The following is a 22,221-nucleotide window of genomic DNA, read 5'->3' as shown; positions in this document are numbered from 1 at the left end:
GGTGCAAATGGGATGGTAAGGAGTTTATTGTGAAAAAGTGGTTATTAGCTGCAGGTCTCGGTTTAGCGATGGCAACGTCCGCACAGGCTGCCGACAAAATTGCAATCGTCAATATGGGTAGCCTGTTCCAACAGGTGGCGCAGAAGACTGGTGTTTCTAGCACGCTGGAAAACGAGTTCAAAGGCCGCGCCAGCGAACTGCAGCGCATGGAATCCGATCTGCAATCTAAAATGCAGCGTCTGCAATCCATGAAAGCAGGTAGCGATCGTACCAAGCTGGAAAAAGACGTTATGGCTCAGCGCCAGACTTTCTCTCAGAAAGCGCAAGCTTTTGAGCAGGATCGTGCACGTCGTTCCAACGAAGAACGTGGCAAACTGGTTACACGTATCCAGACTGCTGTGAAATCTGTCGCTAGCAGCCAGAGCATCGATCTGGTCGTTGACGCAAACACCGTTGCTTACAACAGCAGCGATGTAAAAGACATCACCGCTGACGTACTGAAACAGGTTAAATAAGTAATGCCTTCAATTCGACTGGCTGATTTAGCAGAGCAGTTGGATGCAGAATTACACGGTGATGGCGATATCGTCATCACCGGCGTAGCGTCCATGCAATCTGCGCAAACTGGCAATATCACGTTCATGGTGAATCCTAAGTACCGTGATCACTTAAGCCTGTGCCAGGCTTCTGCCGTTGTGATGACGCAGGACGATCTTCCTTTTGCTAAGAGTGCCGCGCTGGTAGTGAAGAATCCCTACCTGACCTATGCACGAATGGCGCAAATTTTAGATACCACGCCTCAGCCGGCGCAGAACATTGCACCTAGTGCAGTAATTGATGCGACGGCGAAGCTGGGTAAGAATGTCTCTGTTGGCGCAAATGCGGTCATCGAGTCTGGCGTCGAACTGGGCGATAACGTGGTTATCGGTGCAGGAAGCTTCGTCGGAAAAAACACAAAAATCGGTGCAGGTTCGCGCTTGTGGGCGAATGTGACGATTTACCACGACATCCAGATCGGTGAAAATTGCCTGATCCAGTCCAGCACTGTCGTCGGTTCTGACGGCTTTGGCTATGCGAACGATCGTGGTAACTGGGTGAAGATCCCGCAGCTTGGTCGCGTGATTATTGGCGATCGTGTCGAGATCGGCGCTTGCACAACCATCGATCGTGGTGCTCTGGATGATACCGTGATCGGCAATGGTGTTATCATTGATAACCAGTGCCAGATTGCGCATAACGTTGTGATTGGCGACAATACGGCAGTAGCCGGTGGCGTCATTATGGCGGGTAGCCTGAAGATTGGCCGTTACTGCATGATTGGCGGCGCCAGCGTGATTAATGGGCATATGGAAATATGCGACAAAGTCACGGTGACTGGCATGGGTATGGTGATGCGTCCTATCACTGAACCGGGCGTCTACTCCTCAGGCATTCCGCTACAACCCAACAAGGTATGGCGTAAAACAGCTGCACTGGTGATGAATATTGATGATATGAGCAAGCGTCTCAAGGCGATTGAACGCAAGGTTAATCAACAAGACTAAAGCACCTTTTTTGCATATCTGACTTTACGGCCTGTCCCATTCATACGATTGCGGCAGGCCGTGTTATTATTGCCTTTTAGTATATTTTGACAGGAAGAGTATTTTGACTACTAACACTCATACTCTGCAAATTGAAGAGATTTTAGAACTTCTGCCGCACCGTTTTCCGTTTCTGCTGGTTGACCGTGTGCTGGATTTTGAAGAAGGTCGTTTTCTGCGCGCAGTGAAAAATGTATCCGTTAACGAGCCCTTCTTCCAGGGCCACTTTCCGGGTAAACCGATTTTCCCTGGCGTGCTGATTCTGGAAGCAATGGCACAGGCAACGGGTATTCTGGCGTTTAAAAGCGTAGGAAAGCTGGAGCCGGGCGAGCTGTATTATTTTGCAGGTATCGATGAAGCACGCTTCAAGCGTCCTGTCGTGCCGGGCGATCAGATGATCATGGAAGTGACTTTCGAGAAAACGCGCCGCGGCCTGACCCGTTTTAAAGGGGTTGCGCTGGTCGACGGTAAAGTTGTGTGCGAAGCAACGATGATGTGTGCCCGTAGCCGGGAGGCCTGATACGTGATTGATAAATCCGCCTTTATTCACCCGACCGCCATTGTGGAAGAGGGCGCCAGTATTGGTGCTAATGCCCACATTGGTCCTTTTTGTATTGTTGGACCCCACGTTGAAATTGGTGAGGGTACCGTACTGAAGTCTCACGTTGTCGTGAATGGCCATACTAAAATTGGTCGCGATAATGAGATCTATCAGTTTGCCTCCATCGGCGAAGTAAACCAGGATCTGAAGTATGCTGGTGAGCCAACCCGCGTGGAAATTGGCGATCGCAACCGCATCCGCGAAAGCGTCACCATTCATCGTGGCACAGTGCAGGGCGGTGGGTTGACTAAGGTGGGCAGCGATAACTTACTGATGATCAACGCACACGTCGCGCATGATTGTACGATTGGTAATCGCTGCATTCTGGCGAATAACGCCACGCTTGCCGGACATGTAACGCTTGATGATTTTGTTATTATCGGCGGGATGACGGCGGTGCATCAGTTCTGCATCATCGGTGCGCACGTGATGGTCGGCGGTTGTTCTGGCGTCGCTCAGGACGTTCCGCCGTACGTTATTGCCCAGGGCAACCACGCGACGCCATTTGGTGTCAATATCGAAGGTCTGAAGCGTCGTGGGTTCACCCGCGAAGCAATTACCGCGATCCGCAATGCCTACAAAGCGTTGTACCGCAGCGGCAAAACGCTGGAAGAAGCGAAACCGGAAATCGCCGAACTGGCGAAGCAGTACCCGGATGTTCAAGCTTTCAGCGATTTCTTTGAACGCTCAACGCGTGGCCTGATTCGTTAATGACTGCACAGCGTCCTTTAACGATTGCCCTTGTCGCCGGAGAAACCTCCGGCGATATTCTTGGTGCCGGATTAATTCGAGCACTCAAGGCGCGTGTCCCCAATGCCCGCTTTGTTGGCGTAGCGGGTCCGCTGATGCAGGCCGAAGGCTGCGAAGCCTGGTACGAAATGGAAGAGCTGGCGGTGATGGGCATTGTTGAAGTGCTCGGACGCCTGCGCCGTTTACTTCATATTCGTGCCGATCTGACTCGCCGCTTCACCGACCTCAAGCCGGATGTTTTCGTCGGTATTGATGCACCTGATTTCAATATTACCCTTGAAGGGAACCTGAAAAAACAGGGCATTAAAACCATTCATTACGTCAGCCCTTCCGTGTGGGCATGGCGACAGAAACGCGTTTTCAAAATAGGCAGATCCACCAATATGGTGCTGGCCTTTCTACCTTTCGAAAAAGCGTTTTATGACAAATTTAATGTCCCGTGCCGCTTTATCGGCCACACCATGGCAGACGCCATGCCGTTGGATCCGGATAAAAACGCGGCCCGCGACGTGCTGGGTATTCCCCATGATGCACACTGCCTGGCGCTTTTACCCGGAAGCCGTGGTGCAGAAGTGGAGATGCTCAGCGCCGATTTTCTGAAAACGGCGCAGCTGTTACGCCAGCAGTATCCCGATCTTGAAGTGGTCGTGCCGCTGGTGAATGCCAAACGGCGAGAACAGTTTGAGCGCATCAAAGCTGAAGTGGCGCCGGAACTTTCCGTACATCTGCTCAATGGGATGGGACGCGAAGCGATGGTTGCCAGCGATGCCGCGCTGCTGGCTTCGGGTACGGCAGCGCTGGAATGTATGCTGGCGAAGTGCCCGATGGTTGTCGGCTACCGTATGAAACCCTTCACCTTTTGGCTGGCGAAACGTCTGGTGAAAACCGATTATGTTTCGTTGCCGAACCTGCTGGCGGGAAGAGAACTGGTTAAAGAGCTGTTGCAGGAAGAGTGTGAACCGCAGGCGCTGGCGAAAGCGTTACTGCCGTTGCTGGCGAAGGGTAAAACCAGCTATGCAATGCACGACACATTCCGTGAACTGCACCAGCAGATCCGTTGCAATGCCGATGAACAGGCGGCGGATGCGGTCCTGGAGTTAGCACAATGATTGAATTTGTTTATCCGCATACGCATTTAGTCGCGGGCGTGGATGAAGTAGGGCGAGGTCCTTTGGTTGGGGCCGTGGTGACTGCGGCGGTCATTCTTGACCCATCGCGTCCGATTATTGGTCTCAACGACTCCAAAAAATTGTCTGAAAAGCGTCGTCTGTCACTTTACGATGAAATCAAAGAAAAAGCGTTAAGCTGGAGTCTTGGACGTGCGGAACCGCATGAAATTGACGAGTTGAATATTCTGCATGCCACCATGCTGGCGATGCAGCGTGCGGTAGCGGGTTTGCATATTACGCCAGAATACGTGCTGATTGACGGAAATCGTTGCCCGGCCTTACCGATGCCGTCGATGGCGGTGGTAAAAGGGGACAGTCGTGTGGCGGAGATCAGTGCGGCGTCAATCCTGGCGAAAGTCACCCGCGATGCTGAGATGGCGGCACTGGATACTGTTTTTCCGCAGTATGGCTTTGCGCAACACAAAGGCTATCCAACCGCTGTTCATTTGGCTGCGCTGGTTGAACACGGTGCTATCGAGCATCACCGTCGCAGCTTTGCTCCTGTCAAACGCGCACTGGGACTCACGTCCTGATTCTTGTGGCAAGAATAAGTAAACCGGAATCTGAAGATGTCTGAACCACGTTTCGTCCACCTGCGGGTGCACAGCGACTACTCCATGATTGATGGGCTGGCGAAAACCGGGCCGCTGGTGAAAAAGGCGGCCGCGTTGGGCATGCCTGCGCTGGCGATCACCGATTTCACCAACCTTTGTGGTCTGGTGAAGTTTTACGGAGCGGGTCACGGTGCGGGCATTAAGCCAATTGTTGGCGCTGATTTTCATGTTCGTAGTGAACAGTTTGGCGATGAACTCACGCAGCTCACCGTGCTGGCTGCCAATAATACGGGCTATCAGAATCTCACGCTGCTTATCTCAAAAGCCTACCAGCGCGGCTATGGCGCAGAAGGGCCAGTCATCGACAAAGACTGGCTGGTTGAGCTAAAAGAAGGTTTGATTTTGCTGTCCGGCGGTCGCATGGGCGACGTTGGGCGTGGCCTGTTGCGTGGCAATAGCGCCCTGGTTGATGAGTGCGTGGCATTTTATGAAGAACACTTCCCGGATTGCTATTTCTTAGAGCTGATCCGTACCGGCAGGCAGGATGAAGAAAATTATCTGCATGCCGCGGTAGCTCTGGCTGAAACGCGCGGTCTGCCGGTGGTGGCGACCAACGATGTTCGCTTCCTTGAAACCGGGGATTTCGACGCACACGAGATCCGCGTGGCGATCCACGATGGTTTCACACTCGATGATCCGAAACGCCCGCGCAACTATTCGCCGCAGCAGTATATGCGTAGCGAAGAGGAGATGTGCGAGCTATTTTCCGACATCCCGGAAGCGCTGCAAAATACCGTTGAGATAGCCAAACGTTGTAACGTGACGGTGCGCCTGGGCGAGTACTTCTTGCCGCAGTTCCCGACCGGGGATATGACCACCGAGGATTTCCTCGTAGCAAAATCGCGCGAAGGGCTGGAAGAGCGTCTGGCGTTTTTGTTCCCGGACGAAGCCGAGCGCCAGGAGAAACGCCCGCCCTATGATGAGCGCCTGGAGATTGAACTTCAGGTTATCAACCAGATGGGTTTCCCTGGCTACTTCCTGATCGTAATGGAATTTATCCAGTGGTCGAAAGACAACGGCGTGCCGGTCGGGCCGGGGCGTGGTTCCGGTGCGGGATCGCTGGTGGCTTATGCGCTAAAAATTACCGACCTCGACCCGCTGGAATTTGATCTGCTGTTCGAACGTTTCCTTAACCCGGAACGTGTCTCGATGCCCGACTTCGACGTTGACTTCTGTATGGAGAAACGCGACCTGGTCATTGAACACGTGGCGGAGATGTATGGCCGCGATGCGGTATCGCAGATCATTACCTTCGGCACCATGGCGGCAAAAGCGGTTATCCGCGACGTAGGCCGCGTGCTCGGGCATCCGTACGGGTTTGTGGACCGCATTTCGAAACTGGTGCCACCCGATCCGGGGATGACGCTGGCAAAAGCCTTTGAGGCTGAGCCGCAACTACCAGAAATCTACGAGGCGGATGAAGAGGTCAGGGCGCTGATCGACATGGCGCGTAAGCTGGAAGGCGTCACGCGTAACGCTGGTAAGCATGCGGGCGGCGTGGTTATCGCGCCGACTAAAATTACCGATTTTGCTCCGCTCTATTGTGATGAAGAAGGTCTTCATCCGGTAACCCAGTTCGATAAAAATGACGTGGAATACGCCGGGCTGGTGAAGTTTGACTTCCTGGGTCTGCGTACGCTGACTATCATCGACTGGGCACTGAAAATGATCAACCCACGTCGGGCAAAGCAGGGGCTGGAGCCGATTGATATCGCCGCCATCCCGCTCGACGATAAGAAATGTTTTGATATGCTGCAACGCTCGGAGACGACCGCCGTCTTCCAGCTTGAATCCCGCGGCATGAAGGATCTGATCAAACGTCTGCAGCCCGACTGCTTCGAAGATATGATAGCCCTGGTGGCGCTGTTCCGCCCGGGGCCGCTGCAGTCGGGGATGGTAGATAACTTTATCGACCGTAAGCATGGGCGAGAAGAGATATCCTACCCGGATGTACAATGGCAGCATGAGTGCCTGAAACCTGTTCTGGAGCCGACCTACGGCATTATCCTGTATCAGGAACAGGTCATGCAGATTGCCCAGGAACTGTCTGGTTATACTCTTGGCGGCGCGGACATGCTGCGTCGTGCGATGGGTAAGAAAAAGCCGGAAGAGATGGCCAAGCAGCGCGGCACTTTTGAAGAAGGGGCGAGGAAGCGCGGTGTAGATGGCGAACTGGCGATAAAAATCTTTGACCTGGTGGAGAAGTTCGCCGGTTATGGATTTAACAAATCGCACTCCGCAGCCTATGCGCTGGTCTCCTACCAGACGCTATGGCTGAAAGCGCATTACCCCGCCGAGTTTATGGCAGCGGTAATGACCGCTGATATGGATAACACCGAGAAAGTGGTCGGACTGGTGGATGAATGCTGGCGCATGGGGCTGAAAATCCTGCCGCCGGATATCAACTCCGGGCTGTATCACTTCCACGTGAATGATGATGGCGAGATTGTGTATGGCATCGGCGCGATAAAAGGCGTGGGTGAAGGACCTATTGAAGCTATTATTGAGGCGCGTAACAAAGGTGGCTATTTCCGCGAGCTGTTCGATCTCTGTGCCCGTACGGATATCAAAAAGCTAAACCGTCGGGTGCTGGAAAAACTGATCATGTCCGGGGCGTTTGACCGCCTTGGCCCGCATCGCGCCGCGCTGATGAATTCGCTGAACGATGCGCTTAAAGCCGCCGATCAGCACGCAAAAGCCGAAGCTATCGGTCAGGCCGATATGTTTGGTGTACTGGCGGAAGAGCCGGAACAAATTGAACAATCCTATGCCAACTGCACGCCGTGGCCGGAACAGGTGGTATTAGACGGTGAGCGTGAAACGTTAGGGCTTTACCTGACGGGTCACCCCATCAATCAGTATTTGAAAGAAATTGAGCGCTATGTCGGAGGCCACAGGCTGAAAGACATGCATCCGACAGAACGTGGTAAAGTCACCACGGCTGCGGGGCTCGTCATTGCTGCGCGGGTAATGGTCACCAAGCGCGGCAATCGTATCGGCATCTGTACGCTGGATGACCGTTCCGGGCGTCTGGAGGTGATGTTGTTTACCGAGGCCCTGGATAAATACCAGCATTTGCTGGAAAAAGACCGCATACTTATCGTCAGCGGACAGGTCAGCTTTGATGACTTCAGCGGCGGGCTTAAAATGATGGCCCGTGAAGTCATGGATATTGACGAAGCCCGGGAAAAATATGCTCGCGGGCTTGCTATCTCGCTGACGGACAGGCAAATTGATGACCAGCTTTTAAACCGACTCCGTCAGTCTCTGGAACCCCACCGCTCGGGGACAATTCCAGTACATCTCTACTATCAGAGGGCGGATGCACGTGCGCGGTTGCGTTTTGGCGCGACGTGGCGTGTCTCTCCGAGCGATCGTTTGCTAAACGATCTCCGTGGCCTTATTGGTTCGGAGCAGGTGGAACTGGAGTTTGACTAATACAGGAATACTATGAGTCTGAATTTCCTTGATTTTGAACAGCCGATTGCAGAGCTGGAAGCAAAAATCGATTCTCTGACTGCGGTTAGCCGTCAGGATGAGAAACTGGATATTAACATCGATGAAGAAGTGCATCGTCTGCGTGAAAAAAGCGTAGAACTGACGCGCAAAATCTTTGCCGATCTTGGCGCATGGCAGGTAGCCCAACTGGCACGCCATCCGCAGCGTCCGTACACCCTGGATTATGTCCGCCTGGCGTTTGATGAATTTGATGAGCTGGCGGGCGATCGTGCCTATGCGGATGATAAAGCTATCGTCGGCGGTATCGCGCGTCTTGATGGCCGTCCGGTGATGATCATTGGTCATCAGAAAGGCCGTGAGACCAAAGAGAAAATCCGTCGTAACTTCGGTATGCCAGCGCCGGAAGGCTATCGTAAAGCGCTGCGTCTGATGGAAATGGCCGAACGTTTCAAGATGCCGATTATTACCTTCATCGACACTCCGGGGGCTTATCCGGGCGTGGGCGCGGAAGAACGCGGTCAGTCTGAAGCGATAGCGCGCAATCTGCGTGAAATGTCACGTCTGAGCGTGCCGGTTATCTGCACCGTTATCGGTGAAGGTGGCTCCGGTGGTGCGCTGGCGATCGGCGTGGGCGATAAAGTGAATATGTTGCAATACAGCACCTATTCCGTTATCTCCCCGGAAGGCTGTGCGTCTATTCTATGGAAAAGCGCGGATAAAGCCCCGCTGGCGGCTGAAGCCATGGGTATCGTTGCACCGCGTCTGAAAGAGCTGAAGCTTATCGATTCCATCGTCCCGGAACCGCTGGGTGGTGCGCATCGTAATCCAGAGGTCATGGCTGCGTCGCTGAAAGCACAGCTGCTGGCCGACTTGGCCGATCTTGACGTGCTAAGCACGGAAGAACTGAAAAATCGCCGTTACCAGCGTCTGATGAGCTACGGTTACGCATAAACTGCATTTATTCTGAAAAGGGCCACAACGCAGTGGCCCTTTTTTTTACCTGCGGTTTGACCAGGCTATGATTAACTAAGGTTTTTCCAGGAGGAACGCATGAACATCATTGCCATCATGGGACCGCATGGCGTCTTTTATAAAGATGAGCCCATCAAGGAACTTGAACGTGCGCTGCAGCAGCAGGGATTTCAGATTATCTGGCCGCAGAATAGCGTCGATCTGCTGAAATTTATTGAGCACAACCCGCGAATTTGCGGCGTCATTTTTGACTGGGATGAATACAGCCTTGAGCTGTGTAGTGACATCAACCAGCTTAACGAATATCTCCCGCTTTATGCTTTTATCAATACCCATTCGACGATGGATGTTAGCGCACACGACCTGCGCATGGCACTGTGGTTCTTTGAGTATGCGCTGGGTCAGTCAGAAGATATTGCCACCCGCATTCGCCAGTACACCAGCGAGTACCTCGATAACATTACCCCCCCGTTTACCAAAGCGCTGTTTACCTATGTGAAAGAAGGGAAGTATACCTTCTGTACGCCGGGGCATATGGCGGGAACGGCATACCAGAAAAGCCCGGTCGGCTGCCTGTTCTATGACTTTTTTGGCGGCAATACGCTCAAAGCCGACGTCTCCATTTCCGTGACTGAACTCGGGTCGCTGCTGGACCATACCGGTCCGCACCTGGAGGCCGAAGAGTACATTGCCCGCACCTTTGGCGCCGAGCAGAGCTATATGGTGACGAATGGCACTTCGACGTCAAACAAGATTGTCGGCATGTATGCCGCCCCGACGGGAAGTACGCTACTGATTGATCGTAACTGTCATAAATCGCTGGCGCATTTACTGATGATGAGCGACGTGGTACCCATCTGGCTGAAGCCCACGCGAAATGCGCTGGGTATTCTAGGGGGCATACCTCGTCGGGAATTTACCCGTGAGAGTATTGAGCGCAAAGTAGAGGAGACTGCCCAGGCCCAGTGGCCGGTACATGCGGTTATCACGAACTCCACCTACGACGGCCTGTTGTATAACACCAACTGGATCAAGCAAACGCTGGACGTGCCTTCTATCCACTTTGACTCTGCCTGGGTGCCCTACACCCATTTTCACCCGATTTACCAGGGGAAAAGCGGCATGAGCGGCGAACGGGTGCCGGGAAAAGTGTTTTTTGAAACCCAGTCAACCCACAAGATGCTGGCGGCGTTGTCACAGGCTTCTCTGATCCACATTAAGGGCGATTACGACGAAGAGACCTTTAATGAAGCCTTTATGATGCACACCTCGACATCGCCGAGCTACCCGATTGTGGCGTCGATAGAAACGGCGGCGGCAATGCTGCGTGGCAATTCAGGCAAGCGCTTAATCAATCGATCCGTCGAGCGCGCGCTGCATTTCCGTAAGGAAGTACAGCGGTTGCGGGAAGAGTCGGACGGCTGGTTCTTTGATATCTGGCAGCCGGAAAGGGTAGATGAAGCGGAGTGCTGGCCGGTGGCACCTGGTGAAGACTGGCACGGATTTGTCGATGCTGACGCCGACCACATGTTCCTCGACCCGGTGAAGGTCACCATTCTGACGCCGGGAATGGATGAACAAGGAAATATGAGTGAAGAAGGGATCCCGGCCGCGCTGGTGGCGAAATTCCTTGATGAACGCGGCGTCGTGGTGGAGAAAACAGGGCCGTATAATCTGTTGTTCCTGTTTAGTATCGGCATTGATAAAACCCGCGCGATGGGCTTGCTGCGCGGGCTGACGGAATTTAAGCGTTCGTACGATCTGAATTTGCGCGTGAAAAATATGCTGCCGGATCTGTACGCTGAAGATCCTGATTTTTATCGTAATATGCGTATTCAGGATCTGGCTCAGGGGATCCACGACTTGATCCGCCAGCACGATCTCTCCGGGCTGATGTTACGGGCCTTTGACACTTTGCCGGAAATGAAAATGACGCCACATCAGGCCTGGCAACGGCAGATCAAAGGTGAAGTGGAGACCGTGACGCTCGATCAACTAGTGGGGCGCGTTTCCGCAAATATGATCCTGCCTTATCCTCCCGGCGTACCGCTGCTGATGCCGGGGGAAATGATCACCGAAGAAAGCCGGTCGGTGCTGGATTTCCTGCTGATGCTGTGTTCTGTCGGCCATCATTATCCTGGGTTTGAAACGGATATCCATGGCGCCAGACTGGGCGAGGACGGCGTGTATCGTGTGAGAGTCCTAAAAATGGCATAACAACTTGCCTGAACTGACTGCGGACGAGTAACGTGCGAAAAGAAAACTAAAGAGGCAAAGACGCTATGCTGGGATTAAAACAGGTTCACCATATTGCCATTATCGCGACGGACTACGCGGTGAGTAAGGCATTTTACTGTAATGTGCTTGGCTTTACGCTGATGAGCGAGGCCTACCGGGAAGAGCGCGATTCCTGGAAAGGCGATCTGGCGCTGAACGGGCAGTATGTGATTGAGCTTTTTTCTTTTCCATTTCCGCCTTGCCGTCCCAGCCGACCGGAAGCCTGTGGTTTACGTCATCTGGCGTTCAGTGTGGATGATGTGGATAAGGCGATAACCCATCTGGAATGTCATGATGTGAAATGCGAGCCGGTACGTATCGATCCCTTTACCGGCAAACGTTTTACCTTTTTCAATGATCCGGACGGATTACCGCTTGAACTGTACGAGCTATAAGGCTTGTCATTGTAACTGTAGCCCGATAACGTGCCGGGCAATACCCTTGTAAGTAACCATCATGACGACACTCACGCTGAACGCTTCACTTCTGACATCTCCCCACATTCTGGTCGCTTTTAGCGGTGGTCTTGATTCGACCGTGCTTTTGCATCAGCTGGTGCTGTGGCGAAATCAGCACTTCGGCGTCGCTTTGCGCGCGATCCACATCCATCATGGTTTGAGTCCGCACGCAGATGAATGGGTGACGCACTGTGAATCGGTCTGTGCGCAGTGGCAGGTGCCGCTGGTGGTTGAGCGGGTGCATCTTCAGGATGAAGGGCTGGGTATAGAAGCTCAGGCGCGGCGGGCGCGCTATCAGGCATTTGCCCGGACGCTACTGCCGGGTGAGGTGCTGATGACTGCTCAGCATCTGGATGACCAGTGTGAGACCTTTCTGCTGGCGCTCAAACGCGGCAGTGGTCCCGCCGGGCTTTCCGCCATGGGGGAAAGCTCGCCCTTTGCCGGAACCCGACTTATTCGCCCGCTATTGACGCAATCGCGTGACGCGCTTGAACGCTGGGCGCGGGAGCATGGGTTGCGCTGGATTGAAGATGAAAGTAATCAGGATGACGCTTACGATCGCAATTTCCTGCGTCTGCGTATTATCCCGCAATTGCAACAGCGTTGGCCGCACTTCGCCGAGGCGACGGCCCGTAGCGCTGCGCTGTGTGCCGAGCAGGAAAGCTTGCTGAATGAACTGCTGGCTAACGATTTAGCGGCGTGTGTCACCGCTCAGGGCAGCTTGCAGCTGGCTCCGTTAATGACGATGAGCGACGTACGGCGTGCGGCGCTGCTTCGTCGTTGGCTGGCTGGGCGAAATGCGTCAATGCCCTCCCGGGATGCGCTGGAGCGAATCTGGCAGGAAGTGGCGCTGGCGCGAGAAGATGCATCGCCGTGTTTACGTTTGGGCGAGTACGAAGTTCGCCGTTATCAGTCGCAGCTGTGGTGGATTAAATCTGTTACCGGGCAAAGTGACTTAGTGATCCCGTGGTCATGCTGGCAAACACCGCTGACGCTGCCAGCCGGGTTGGGGGAAGTTCAGTTACTCTGTGCCGGTGAATTGCGCGTGCCACGAGTGGATGAACCCGTTAGTATTCGCTTTAAAGCCCCCGGGTTATTGCATATTGTCGGGCGTAACGGTGGGCGTAAGCTCAAAAAAATCTGGCAGGAGCAGGGAATTCCGCCCTGGCGACGAGATACCACACCGTTGCTATTTTACGGTGAAACGCTGATTGCAGCAGCGGGTGTCTTTGTTACGCGGGAAGGACTGGCGGAAGGGGAAAACGGCGTGAGTCTGGTGTGGCATGACTAATGGCGCTGCGCTTATCAGGCCCGCGAATTCAGGCCTGATAAGGTGCGAGAAGTATTATGATTCGCTAACCACCACGGTACCGATTTCCGGATGGCTAAAGCTGGCAATTTTGTCGAGACGAAGTTCACGCGTTTCACCAGAGACGTCTGCAACCAGATATTCCACATTTTTGCGTGAAACCAGGTCATTGGCTTTTGCCTGCAGAACTTCGCCATCCTTCAGCGCCAGCGTGAGTAATAAATGGTGCTGGCAGGCGAGCTCAAGATTGTCGTAATCATCACAGTTAATGGGTTGATACGTTTCATTCATTGACATAATCGCTCACCAGTAAGTTCGCGGCAGCATAGGCCGCTTTTTCTCTGACCGACTCTGGAAGGGCGCTGTCTGCCGCCACTTCATTCAGTACTTTCAATACGCAGCCCAGCGCATCCGGGACATACCCTAAGTCTCCGCTGGCGATTTCCGCGTACCGCTTGCGTATTAACTCACAATATTTTTCCACATGCCCTCCTGTCAGCACTCTGACTTAACCGTGGATGCAAGTCTAAGCCTACGAAGATAAACTCTGTTTAGCAAGGTGACTATACCATACTCATTCAAGCAATATCAGCGCCTTGATAGAAGAGCTGTTAGCAGCCTTTTGGCGCAGTTTTCGCTACAATGTGCGCCTGATTCGAAAGGAGTTCTCTCATGGCGCTTAAAGCGACAATTTATAAAGCCGTTGTCAACGTGGCGGATCTTGACCGCAACCAGTTTCTTGACGCGGCACTGACGCTGGCGCGTCACCCTTCTGAAACCCAGGAACGCATGATGCTGCGCCTGTTAGCATGGATTAAATATGCCAATGAGCGGCTGCAGTTTACGCGGGGCCTGAGTGCGGAAGATGAGCCGGAGGCCTGGCTGCGTAACGATCATCTGGGTATTGATTTATGGATTGAGCTCGGCCTGCCGGATGAACGTCGTATTAAAAAAGCCTGTACCCAGTCAGAGGAAGTTGCCCTGTTTGCCTATAACAGCCGGGCGGCGCAAATCTGGTGGCAGCAAAACCAGAGTAAGTGTGCGCAGTTTAAAAATCTTACCGTCTGGTATCTGGATGACGAACAGCTGGCACAGCTGAGTGACTTTGCTGGCCGCACCATGACGCTGCAGGCGACCATCCAGGATGGCGCCATCTGGTTGTCAGACTCTCAGAACAATCTGGAAATTCATCTGACCGCATGGCAGCAGCGTTGATGATTGTTATCTCCCGAAATGTCTCCATCCCTGATAATGAGCTGGAAATCACGGCTATTCGGGCACAGGGAGCGGGCGGGCAGCACGTTAATAAGACCTCGACGGCTATCCATTTGCGCTTTGACATTCGGGCCTCTGGCCTGCCAGAGTATTACAAGGAACGGCTGCTGGCTGCCAGTCATCATCTGATCACTGCCGAGGGTGTCATCATCATTAAGGCGCAGGAATACCGTAGCCAGGAGCTCAACCGGGAAGCGGCTCTGGCCCGGCTGGTGGCGGTGATTAAAGAATTAACCGCAGTGCAAAAAAGCCGACAGGCAACTCGTCCTACGCGCGCCTCAAAAGAGCGCAGGTTGTCATCGAAGGCGCAAAAATCCACAGTGAAGGCACTGCGCGGGAAAGTTCGTCGCTCGCAGGACTGACGAACAGGAATAATAAAATCATAAGGAATTCATAGTGAAAACAGCAATATTGTCAGTAATCGCTGCATGCACGCTCTTTTCCTTGATCGGCTGTAACAATCGCACTGAAGTCGAAGCATTACAGCCGACGCGGGCGGCAGAATTAAAGCCGATGCAGCAAAGCTGGCGTGGCATCTTACCCTGTGCCGACTGCGAAGGGATTGAAACCTCGCTGTTCCTGGAGAAAGACGGAACATGGGTGATGAACGAACGTTATCAGGGCGTACGGGATGAACCGTCTTCCTTTGCCTCTTATGGAACCTGGGCGCGCACTGCCGACAAGCTGGTGCTGACCGACAGCAAAGGCGAAAAGTCTTACTACCGGGCAAAAGGCGAGGCACTGGAAATGCTCGATCGTGAAGGTAATCCGATCGAATCGCAGTTCAATTATACCCTTGAGCCAGTTTCAGCCAGTTTGCCAGTCACGCCAATGCCGATGCGGGGCATGTATTTCTATATGGCTGATGCGGCAATCTTTATCGACTGCGCAACGGGTAAACGTATGCCGGTGGCGAATAACGCCCAGCTTGAACGTGACTATTTATCAGCACGGACAGAAACGGGACAATCAGTCTTGCTGACCCTTGAAGGACATTTCACGCAGGAGGCGAACCCGGATACGGGTGAGAAGGTAAAAACTCTGATGGCGGATAAAGACGCTAAATTTATACCCGGTAAAGCATGTAATTAATCGATAAAGTGAAAAGGCCCTGATAATCAGGGCCTTTTGCTGGTGTTAGCCTTTAATCGCTTTGACCAGGTAGTCGACGATGTCGCCGGTTTTAATCAGCTGTTTCTCGCCGTTACGACGGTATTTGTATTCGATATCATCGTTGTCGAGGTTACGATCGCCCAGTACGATGGTGTGCGGGATCCCGATCAGTTCCATATCGGCAAACATCACGCCCGGACGCTCTTTACGGTCATCCATCAGCACTTCGATGCCCTGCGCGCGCAGCTCAGCGTACAGCTTCTCTGCCAGCTCCTGCACGCGGTAGGATTTGTGCATGTTCATCGGCAGAATTGCCACCTGGAACGGTGCGATAGCGTCTGGCCATACAATGCCGCGATCGTCAAAGTTCTGTTCAATAGCGGCAGCAACGACGCGAGTCACCCCGATACCGTAGCAACCCATGGTCAGAATTTGGTTACGACCATCTTCACCCTGAACGGCAGCTTTCATTGCTTCAGAGTACTTGGTGCCCAGCTGGAAGATGTGACCCACTTCGATACCGCGTTTAATCAGCAGCGTGCCTTTACCGTCTGGACTTGGATCACCGGCCACGACGTTACGGATATCTGCAACTTCTGGCGTTGCCACATCACGATCCCAGTTAATACCGAAATAGTGTTTACCGTCGATGTTGGCGCCGGCAGCGAAATCGCTCATGACCGCAACGGTACGATCGATAACCACCGGGATCGGCATGTTTACCGGACCGAGCGAACCCGGACCTGCTTTCACCACGGCACGAATTTCTTCTTCGGTAGCGAAGGTCAGCGGGCTGGCAACCTGAGGCAGTTTTTCGGCTTTAACTTCGTTCAGCTCGTGATCGCCACGAACCAGCAGCGCGACAAGCGGATAGCTGCTGCCTTCAACCGCTTTCACCAGCAGGGTTTTAACTGTTTTTTCAATCGGCAGGTTGAACTGTTCAACCAGCTCAGCGATGGTCTTCGCGTTTGGTGTATCAACCAGCGTCATTTCCTGGGTGGCGGCGGCGCGTGGTTCTTTTGGCGCAACGGCTTCAGCAAATTCGATGTTAGCGGCAAAATCTGAGCTGTCAGAGAACACAACGTCATCTTCACCGCTCTGTGCCAGCACCTGGAATTCGTGAGAGGCGCTACCACCGATAGAGCCGGTATCAGCCTGCACTGCACGGAAATCCAGACCCATACGGCTGAAAATTTTGCTGTACGCGGCATACATCGCGTCGTAAGTTTCCTGCAGAGATTCCTGAGAAGTATGGAAAGAGTACGCATCTTTCATCAGGAATTCGCGGGAGCGCATCACGCCGAAACGTGGGCGAACTTCGTCGCGGAATTTGGTCTGGATCTGGTAGAAGTTCAGCGGTAACTGTTTGTAAGAGCTGAGCTCGTTACGGATCAGATCGGTGATGACTTCTTCATGCGTTGGGCCGAGTACGAATGGACGATCGCCGCGGTCAGCAATACGCAGCAGTTCCGGGCCGTACTGCTCCCAACGACCGCTCTCTTCCCACAGTTCAGAAGGCTGAACTACCGGCATTAACACCTCGATAGCACCGGCGTTGTTCATCTCTTCACGCACGATGTTTTCGACTTTTTTCAGGACGCGCACGCCGGTCGGCAGCCAGGTGTATAACCCGGAGGCCAGCTTGCGGATCATCCCGGCGCGCAGCATCAGCTGGTGGCTGATAACCTCGGCGTCGGCAGGTGTCTCCTTCAAAGTGGAGAGCAGATATTGGCTAGTACGCATGTTGTTACGGTTCCAGTTGAACGATCGAACAGGCTGAAAGCCAGCCTGACACAAAAAAAGTGGTTTAGTTTACCAGCGAGAGAGGGATGTCAAAAGAGAAGGGCACGAAATTACCGGGGTTCGAGCGCAAAGACTTCGAAACCTTCTTCCGTCACGCGCCAGCGCACGTTGAAATCGTGTAGCCAGACGGCGTACGTTTTGCCTGTCTCCTCACCCTTACGATACGCAGGACGTGGGTCCTGTGCCAGTACTTCACCAATAAATGTTTTCAGTAGCGGATAACGCTTTTCCTGCATCAGAAGCTGTTGCTCAACCTCAGGGGTGAAACGCACAGTCATCTCCGCAATCGGCGCATCCTGCGCATAGCTGGCGGTGGCATCGGGCAGTGCTTCAGCAAACGGCAGGTAGGGTTTTATGTCAACCACAGGGGTTCCGTCGACCAGATCCAGACTGCCCAGTTGCAGAATGACGTTATCTTTGTGGCAGACAATTCCTTTCAGTTCGACCAGCGACATGCCGACAGGGTTAGGGCGAAAGGTTGAGCGGGTGGCAAATACGCCCATTCTGGCGTTGCCGCCAAGACGGGGAGGGCGCACGGTTGGACGCCATCCGCCTTCCATTGTCTGGTGAAAAACAAAAATCACCCACAAATGGCTGAAGGCTTCCAGGCCGCGAACGGCATCGGCCTGGTTATAGGGTGCGAGCAAATGCAGTTCACCGCTGGCATTTTTCACCAGGCCTGGCTGGCGTGGAACGGCGAACTTTTCTTTATAAGGTGAGCGGATAACGCCTATTTGCTCGAACTGAAAATGGCTCATTTCGCCGAAATATTCAGTGCAGAACCAATGCAAACTGCCTGACGATAGCAACCCGGCGTCCCGCTGGTCACTTCGCAACTGTGCAGCAATACCGCATTTGCTTTCATTTTAGAGGCGTTAATCTGCATGCGTTTGCGAGCGCTTGGAATGCTCGGAGGGGAATCCTGGTTAGATGCCTGGCAGGATTCGCCGCTGACTTCGCCGAGGTCGCGGAACGGTTTGCCCACTAAATCTTCAGCGTTAGTAATGATTCTTACCGGCGTAGCGCGCGGTGCTTTTGGTTTTTCCGGCTCCGCTTTCGGTGGGGTAGCGGTGCTTTGAACGGGTTCAACAGGGGATCTGCTTAACATAGAACAGCCGCTCAGCATGAGTGCTACTAAACAGATCGGTAAAGCACGCATAATATTTCCTCAATGAATAATCTAAACGTCAGATATTGAATCAGGTGCTTGCATAAATGACAAGACGGGCAAGCGCCCGTCCTGATGATATTACAGATTGTGTAAACAGCCTAAAATTACCAGCCCTTAACAGCACCGCCGTTGAAGACTTTGTTTGCTGCTTCGTATACTTCGTCAGACTGATAGGCTTCAACGAATTTCTTCACGTTCTCAGCATCTTTATTGTCTTCACGAGTTACGATCAGGTTTACGTACGGGGAGTCTTTATCTTCAACAAAGATACCGTCTTTAGCCGGCGTCAGGCCGATCTGGCTGGCGTAGGTGGTGTTAATGACTGCCAGAGCGATTTGCGCATCGTCCAGTGAACGTGGCAGCTGCGGTGCTTCCAGCTCAACCAGCTTCAGGTTTTTCGGGTTTTCAACCACGTCCAGCGTGGTCGGCAGCAGGCCAACGCCATCTTTCAGTTTAATCAAGCCCACTTTCTGCAGCAGCAGCAGGGAACGGCCGAGGTTAGTCGGGTCGTTTGGAATCGCTACCTGAGAACCTTCCTGCAGCTCATCCAGTGATTTGATTTTTTTGGAGTAGCCCGCAATCGGGTAAACAAACGTGTTGCCTGCAGCAACCAGTTTGTAACCGCGATCTTTGATCTGCTGATCCAGGTACGGTTTGTGCTGGAAGGCGTTAGCATCGATATCGCCTTTGCTCAGCGCTTCGTTAGGCAGGACGTAATCATTAAACGTAACCAGCTCAACGTCCAGACCGTATTTTTCTTTCGCCACTTTCTGTGCGACTTCGGCAACTTGCTGTTCTGCGCCAACAATAACGCCCACTTTGATGTGGTTTGGATCTTTTTCATCCTGACCGCAACCCACAAGTGCCAGAGAACCGATCAGGGCTCCAACTGCCGCAAAGGTTTTGAATTTGAACGTCATGCTTATTTCCTTTTCTTAATGAGTTTTTTTGTGTTGTGTGCAACGTTACTTGTGCGTGACCGCCCGGACGATGCGATCGCCGGATAACTGAATTAAATAAACCAGAACGACAAGTAATACCAGTACTGTATTCATCACGGTAGCATTGTAGCCAATGTAACCGTATTGATAGCCAATTTGCCCAAGGCCGCCAGCCCCGACGGCACCCCCCATCGCGGAATAACCGACCAGGGTAATCAAGGTGATTGTTGCCGCGTTGACCAGTCCTGGCAGCGCTTCTGGTAGTAACACTTTACGCACGATCTGCAATGGGGTAGCCCCCATCGCACGTGAGGCTTCAATCAACCCGGTCGGAATTTCGAGTAGCGCATTTTCCACCATACGGGCGATAAACGGCGCGGCACCAACGGTCAGCGGGACGATAGCGGCCTGCAATCCGATAGATGTGCCAACAATCATGCGGGTGAACGGAATCATCCACACCAGCAAAATAATGAACGGGATAGAACGGAAAATGTTTACCAGTGCAGAGAGCGTACGGTAAAGCTTCGCATTCTCAATGATTTGCCCCGGACGCGTGACATACAGCAACACGCCGACTGGCAGGCCAATCACAAAACCAAAAAAACCGGACACAAAGGTCATTGCCAGCGTTTCCCATACGCCGCGAACCAGCAGCCACATCATCGGCTCAGACATAACCCAGTACCTCTACTTTTACATGGTGTTCCTGCAGCCAGTCGATGGCCGCTTGTGTATCTTCCTGTGTGCCGTGCATTTCAGTCAGCATGATGCCGAACTTGACGCCACCGGCGTAATCCATCTGCGCGCTGATAATGTTGTTATTCACATTAAAGCGGCGGGCCGTTTCAGAGAGCAGTGGGGCATCGACCGAGTGACCGGTGAATTCCATGCGCAGCATCGGGACGCTGTCGGCTGTCGGCTCTGCTTTTAAACGTGTCAGATAATCTTCCGGAATATCCAGATGTAGCGTGGATTGAATAAATTTCTGCGCCAGTGGGGTTTTCGGGTGTGAAAATACTTCGCTTACCGTGTCCTGTTCGATCAGTTCACCATCGCTGATAACCGCCACACAGTCACAAATGCGTTTTACGACGTCCATCTCATGGGTAATCAGCAGAATGGTTAACCCAAGACGGCGGTTGATGTCTTTCAGTAATTCCAGAATCGAACGGGTAGTAGCCGGGTCGAGCGCGCTGGTGGCCTCATCGCACAGCAGCACTTTGGGATTACTTGCCAGCGCACGGGCAATGGCGACACGTTGTTTCTGGCCACCTGAAAGGTTGGCAGCATAGCTGTCGTGCTTATCGCCAAGGCCAACTAAATCCAGCAGCTCCGTTACGCGACGATTGATCTCTTCTTTTGGTGTGTTGTCCAGCTCCAGCGGAAGCGCGACGTTACCAAATACCGTGCGGGAAGACAGCAGGTTAAAGTGCTGGAAAATCATGCCAATTTGGCGGCGAGCTTTGGTCAGTTCGGATTCAGAAAGCGTGGTTAGCTCCTGACCGCCTACCTGCACGCTGCCCTCCGTTGGGCGTTCAAGTAAGTTAACGCAGCGGATTAGCGTACTTTTACCGGCACCTGAGGCACCAATAACGCCATAAATCTGTCCTGCAGGAACATGCAGGCTGACATTGTTCAGTGCCTGAATGGTGCGCGTCCCCTGCTGGAACACTTTGGTAATATTCGAAAGTTTAATCATTGGTTATTTATTATCGTAATTAAGTTAGCCGTGGCATTTTCGTCTGTCTGGTACGGTCGACGTTGTTAACAAGATGGATGTTAAGGCATCCAGACGTCTAAATCAATCGAGCTTTGCACGATGAGCACTTTATTGCCTGCCGAAACATGCGATACTAGAGCAACATGCCTTATTCAGGAGCTATAAAAGGTGGCAAAGTCTGTACCTGCAATTTTTCTCGACCGTGACGGCACCATTAATGTGGACCACGGCTACGTACACGAGATCGACGAATTCGAGTTCATCGATGGCGTTATTGATGCCATGCGTGAACTTAAACAGATGGGCTATGCGCTTATCGTCGTGACTAACCAGTCTGGTATTGCCCGCGGTAAATTTACTGAAGCGCAGTTCGAAACGCTGACGGAGTGGATGGACTGGTCGCTGGCCGATCGTGATGTTGATCTGGATGGCATCTATTATTGCCCTCACCACCCGCAGGGAACCGTTGAAGAGTACCGCCAGGTTTGCGACTGTCGTAAACCGCATCCAGGAATGCTTCTCTCTGCCCGAGACTTCTTGCACATCGATATGTCGGCTTCTTATATGGTGGGTGACAAAATAGAAGATATGCAGGCAGCAGCAGCAGCTAATGTAGGGACGAAGGTATTGGTACGCACGGGCAAGCCGGTCACGCCAGAAGCAGAAAATGCGGCTGATTTGGTGATAAATAGCCTGGCAGACCTGCCATTGGCGATAAAAAAGCAGCAAAAGTAAACGTTATGGATAAAAGGTGAGCGGTTGAAACAAAAAAGCATTTTTCCGCTTGTCTTCCTGAGTCGACTCCCTATAATGCGCCTCCATCGACACGGCGGATGTGAATCACTTCACACAAACAGCCGGTTCGGTTGAAGAGAAAAACCTGAAAATAAGGGGTTGACTCTGAAAGAGGAAAGCGTAACATACGCCACCTCGCAACGGTGAGCGAAAGCCGCGTTGCACTGCTCTTTAACAATTTATCAGACAATCTGTGTGGGCACTCGAA

The 22,221-nt window shown here is 52.8% G+C and carries 23 protein-coding genes; 15 read left to right on the top strand and 8 right to left on the bottom strand.

The genetic code is table 11. The features are described from left to right. Window positions 1-29: 29 nt before the first annotated feature. From skp to tilS, 11 genes are all read left to right on the top strand, one after another. Window positions 30-515, top strand: a complete 486-nt coding sequence (gene skp, locus JQ822_RS16980) for a molecular chaperone Skp (protein WP_096758233.1) — start codon at window positions 30-32, stop codon at window positions 513-515. A gap of 3 nt (window positions 516-518) precedes the next feature. Continuing rightward, window positions 519-1,544, top strand: coding sequence for a UDP-3-O-(3-hydroxymyristoyl)glucosamine N-acyltransferase (gene lpxD / locus JQ822_RS16975; RefSeq protein ID WP_213134444.1), 1,026 nt, complete (start codon window positions 519-521; stop codon window positions 1,542-1,544). Between the two features lie 103 nt (window positions 1,545-1,647). Next, complete coding sequence (gene fabZ, locus JQ822_RS16970) at window positions 1,648-2,103, top strand: 3-hydroxyacyl-ACP dehydratase FabZ (protein WP_000210739.1); 456 nt, start codon at window positions 1,648-1,650, stop codon at window positions 2,101-2,103. 3 nt (window positions 2,104-2,106) lie between these two features. Further along, a complete protein-coding gene (gene lpxA / locus JQ822_RS16965) occupies window positions 2,107-2,895 on the top strand; it encodes an acyl-ACP--UDP-N-acetylglucosamine O-acyltransferase (protein WP_213134443.1) in 789 nt (262 codons plus the stop codon). Continuing rightward, on the top strand, window positions 2,895-4,043 hold the full coding sequence (lpxB, locus tag JQ822_RS16960; protein ID WP_213134442.1) for a lipid-A-disaccharide synthase: 1,149 nt from the start codon (window positions 2,895-2,897) through the stop codon (window positions 4,041-4,043). The genes lpxA and lpxB overlap by 1 nt, the downstream gene beginning before the upstream one ends. Next, entirely contained in the window at window positions 4,040-4,636 is a 597-nt protein-coding gene (rnhB, locus tag JQ822_RS16955; protein WP_213134441.1) for a ribonuclease HII, read from the top strand. The genes lpxB and rnhB overlap by 4 nt, the downstream gene beginning before the upstream one ends. A gap of 36 nt (window positions 4,637-4,672) precedes the next feature. Then, on the top strand, window positions 4,673-8,155 hold the full coding sequence (dnaE, locus tag JQ822_RS16950; protein ID WP_213134440.1) for a DNA polymerase III subunit alpha: 3,483 nt from the start codon (window positions 4,673-4,675) through the stop codon (window positions 8,153-8,155). Window positions 8,156-8,167: 12 nt separating this feature from the next. After that, window positions 8,168-9,127: an acetyl-CoA carboxylase carboxyl transferase subunit alpha gene (gene accA, locus JQ822_RS16945; RefSeq protein WP_135323073.1), complete on the top strand. Its 960-nt coding sequence runs from the start codon at window positions 8,168-8,170 to the stop codon at window positions 9,125-9,127. Between the two features lie 99 nt (window positions 9,128-9,226). Continuing rightward, complete coding sequence (ldcC, locus tag JQ822_RS16940) at window positions 9,227-11,365, top strand: lysine decarboxylase LdcC (RefSeq protein WP_213134439.1); 2,139 nt, start codon at window positions 9,227-9,229, stop codon at window positions 11,363-11,365. 65 nt (window positions 11,366-11,430) lie between these two features. Continuing rightward, a complete protein-coding gene (locus JQ822_RS16935) occupies window positions 11,431-11,820 on the top strand; it encodes a VOC family protein (RefSeq protein WP_213134438.1) in 390 nt (129 codons plus the stop codon). Window positions 11,821-11,881: 61 nt separating this feature from the next. Next, on the top strand, window positions 11,882-13,174 hold the full coding sequence (tilS, locus tag JQ822_RS16930; RefSeq protein WP_213134437.1) for a tRNA lysidine(34) synthetase TilS: 1,293 nt from the start codon (window positions 11,882-11,884) through the stop codon (window positions 13,172-13,174). A gap of 54 nt (window positions 13,175-13,228) precedes the next feature. Here tilS and rof read toward each other — a convergent pair whose 3' ends face one another. Together rof and JQ822_RS16920 are read right to left on the bottom strand one after the other, a co-directional pair. Then, window positions 13,229-13,489 carry a Rho-binding antiterminator gene (rof, locus tag JQ822_RS16925; RefSeq protein WP_135323069.1) on the bottom strand — a complete coding sequence of 87 codons (261 nt, stop codon included), beginning with the start codon at window positions 13,487-13,489 and terminating at the stop codon, window positions 13,229-13,231. Continuing rightward, window positions 13,476-13,676 (bottom strand): YaeP family protein, encoded by a 201-nt coding sequence (locus tag JQ822_RS16920; protein WP_213134436.1) that lies wholly within the window; start codon window positions 13,674-13,676, stop codon window positions 13,476-13,478. Before JQ822_RS16920 ends, rof begins: the two co-directional genes overlap by 14 nt. Window positions 13,677-13,864: 188 nt before the next feature. Between JQ822_RS16920 and JQ822_RS16915 the strand changes: the two genes are divergently transcribed. The 3 genes from JQ822_RS16915 to nlpE are packed head-to-tail and all read left to right on the top strand — an operon-like array spanning window position 13,865 to window position 15,559. Next, complete coding sequence (locus tag JQ822_RS16915) at window positions 13,865-14,407, top strand: YaeQ family protein (RefSeq protein WP_213134435.1); 543 nt, start codon at window positions 13,865-13,867, stop codon at window positions 14,405-14,407. After that, window positions 14,407-14,829 (top strand): alternative ribosome rescue aminoacyl-tRNA hydrolase ArfB, encoded by a 423-nt coding sequence (arfB, locus tag JQ822_RS16910; protein ID WP_213134672.1) that lies wholly within the window; start codon window positions 14,407-14,409, stop codon window positions 14,827-14,829. Before JQ822_RS16915 ends, arfB begins: the two co-directional genes overlap by 1 nt. A gap of 31 nt (window positions 14,830-14,860) precedes the next feature. Continuing rightward, on the top strand, window positions 14,861-15,559 hold the full coding sequence (gene nlpE, locus JQ822_RS16905) for an envelope stress response activation lipoprotein NlpE (RefSeq protein ID WP_213134671.1): 699 nt from the start codon (window positions 14,861-14,863) through the stop codon (window positions 15,557-15,559). A 45-nt stretch (window positions 15,560-15,604) separates the two neighbouring features. Here nlpE and proS read toward each other — a convergent pair whose 3' ends face one another. The 6 genes from proS to metN all read right to left on the bottom strand — a co-directional run bounded on the left by proS (window position 15,605) and on the right by metN (window position 21,197). Continuing rightward, a complete protein-coding gene (gene proS, locus JQ822_RS16900; protein ID WP_213134434.1) occupies window positions 15,605-17,323 on the bottom strand; it encodes a proline--tRNA ligase in 1,719 nt (572 codons plus the stop codon). A gap of 110 nt (window positions 17,324-17,433) precedes the next feature. Next, window positions 17,434-18,141, bottom strand: a complete 708-nt coding sequence (tsaA, locus tag JQ822_RS16895) for a tRNA (N6-threonylcarbamoyladenosine(37)-N6)-methyltransferase TrmO (protein WP_213134433.1) — start codon at window positions 18,139-18,141, stop codon at window positions 17,434-17,436. Continuing rightward, window positions 18,138-18,542 carry an Rcs stress response system protein RcsF gene (gene rcsF / locus JQ822_RS16890; RefSeq protein WP_213134432.1) on the bottom strand — a complete coding sequence of 135 codons (405 nt, stop codon included), beginning with the start codon at window positions 18,540-18,542 and terminating at the stop codon, window positions 18,138-18,140. The genes tsaA and rcsF overlap by 4 nt, the downstream gene beginning before the upstream one ends. Window positions 18,543-18,658: 116 nt before the next feature. Continuing rightward, on the bottom strand, window positions 18,659-19,474 hold the full coding sequence (gene metQ / locus JQ822_RS16885) for a methionine ABC transporter substrate-binding lipoprotein MetQ (RefSeq protein ID WP_213134431.1): 816 nt from the start codon (window positions 19,472-19,474) through the stop codon (window positions 18,659-18,661). A 45-nt stretch (window positions 19,475-19,519) separates the two neighbouring features. Next, entirely contained in the window at window positions 19,520-20,173 is a 654-nt protein-coding gene (locus JQ822_RS16880; protein ID WP_003018471.1) for a methionine ABC transporter permease MetI, read from the bottom strand. Continuing rightward, window positions 20,166-21,197: a methionine ABC transporter ATP-binding protein MetN gene (gene metN / locus JQ822_RS16875; protein ID WP_213134430.1), complete on the bottom strand. Its 1,032-nt coding sequence runs from the start codon at window positions 21,195-21,197 to the stop codon at window positions 20,166-20,168. Before metN ends, JQ822_RS16880 begins: the two co-directional genes overlap by 8 nt. A gap of 189 nt (window positions 21,198-21,386) precedes the next feature. On the opposite strand from metN, the gene gmhB reads away from it, so the two are divergent. Next, window positions 21,387-21,953, top strand: coding sequence for a D-glycero-beta-D-manno-heptose 1,7-bisphosphate 7-phosphatase (gmhB, locus tag JQ822_RS16870; protein WP_213134429.1), 567 nt, complete (start codon window positions 21,387-21,389; stop codon window positions 21,951-21,953). Window positions 21,954-22,221 lie beyond the last annotated feature (268 nt).

The sequence above is a fragment of the Citrobacter sp. FP75 genome (genome assembly GCF_018342065.1).
Lineage (GTDB): Bacteria > Pseudomonadota > Gammaproteobacteria > Enterobacterales > Enterobacteriaceae > Citrobacter.
Note: the sequence above shows the minus strand (reverse complement) of the source record. Positions and strands in the feature narration are given on the sequence as shown.

Excerpts from the sequence above, each read along its gene's own strand:
- lpxD (WP_213134444.1), top strand. The coding sequence starts at position 519 with ATGCCTTCAATTCGACTGGCTGATTTAGCAGAGCAGTTGGATGCAGAA.
- lpxB (WP_213134442.1), top strand. The coding sequence starts at position 2,895 with ATGACTGCACAGCGTCCTTTAACGATTGCCCTTGTCGCCGGAGAAACC.
- rnhB (WP_213134441.1), top strand. The coding sequence starts at position 4,040 with ATGATTGAATTTGTTTATCCGCATACGCATTTAGTCGCGGGCGTGGAT.
- dnaE (WP_213134440.1), top strand. The coding sequence starts at position 4,673 with ATGTCTGAACCACGTTTCGTCCACCTGCGGGTGCACAGCGACTACTCC.
- accA (WP_135323073.1), top strand. The coding sequence starts at position 8,168 with ATGAGTCTGAATTTCCTTGATTTTGAACAGCCGATTGCAGAGCTGGAA.
- ldcC (WP_213134439.1), top strand. The coding sequence starts at position 9,227 with ATGAACATCATTGCCATCATGGGACCGCATGGCGTCTTTTATAAAGAT.
- JQ822_RS16935 (WP_213134438.1), top strand. The coding sequence starts at position 11,431 with ATGCTGGGATTAAAACAGGTTCACCATATTGCCATTATCGCGACGGAC.
- tilS (WP_213134437.1), top strand. The coding sequence starts at position 11,882 with ATGACGACACTCACGCTGAACGCTTCACTTCTGACATCTCCCCACATT.
- rof (WP_135323069.1), bottom strand. The coding sequence starts at position 13,489 with ATGTCAATGAATGAAACGTATCAACCCATTAACTGTGATGATTACGAC.
- JQ822_RS16915 (WP_213134435.1), top strand. The coding sequence starts at position 13,865 with ATGGCGCTTAAAGCGACAATTTATAAAGCCGTTGTCAACGTGGCGGAT.
- arfB (WP_213134672.1), top strand. The coding sequence starts at position 14,407 with ATGATTGTTATCTCCCGAAATGTCTCCATCCCTGATAATGAGCTGGAA.
- proS (WP_213134434.1), bottom strand. The coding sequence starts at position 17,323 with ATGCGTACTAGCCAATATCTGCTCTCCACTTTGAAGGAGACACCTGCC.
- tsaA (WP_213134433.1), bottom strand. The coding sequence starts at position 18,141 with ATGAGCCATTTTCAGTTCGAGCAAATAGGCGTTATCCGCTCACCTTAT.
- rcsF (WP_213134432.1), bottom strand. The coding sequence starts at position 18,542 with ATGCGTGCTTTACCGATCTGTTTAGTAGCACTCATGCTGAGCGGCTGT.
- metQ (WP_213134431.1), bottom strand. The coding sequence starts at position 19,474 with ATGACGTTCAAATTCAAAACCTTTGCGGCAGTTGGAGCCCTGATCGGT.
- JQ822_RS16880 (WP_003018471.1), bottom strand. The coding sequence starts at position 20,173 with ATGTCTGAGCCGATGATGTGGCTGCTGGTTCGCGGCGTATGGGAAACG.
- metN (WP_213134430.1), bottom strand. The coding sequence starts at position 21,197 with ATGATTAAACTTTCGAATATTACCAAAGTGTTCCAGCAGGGGACGCGC.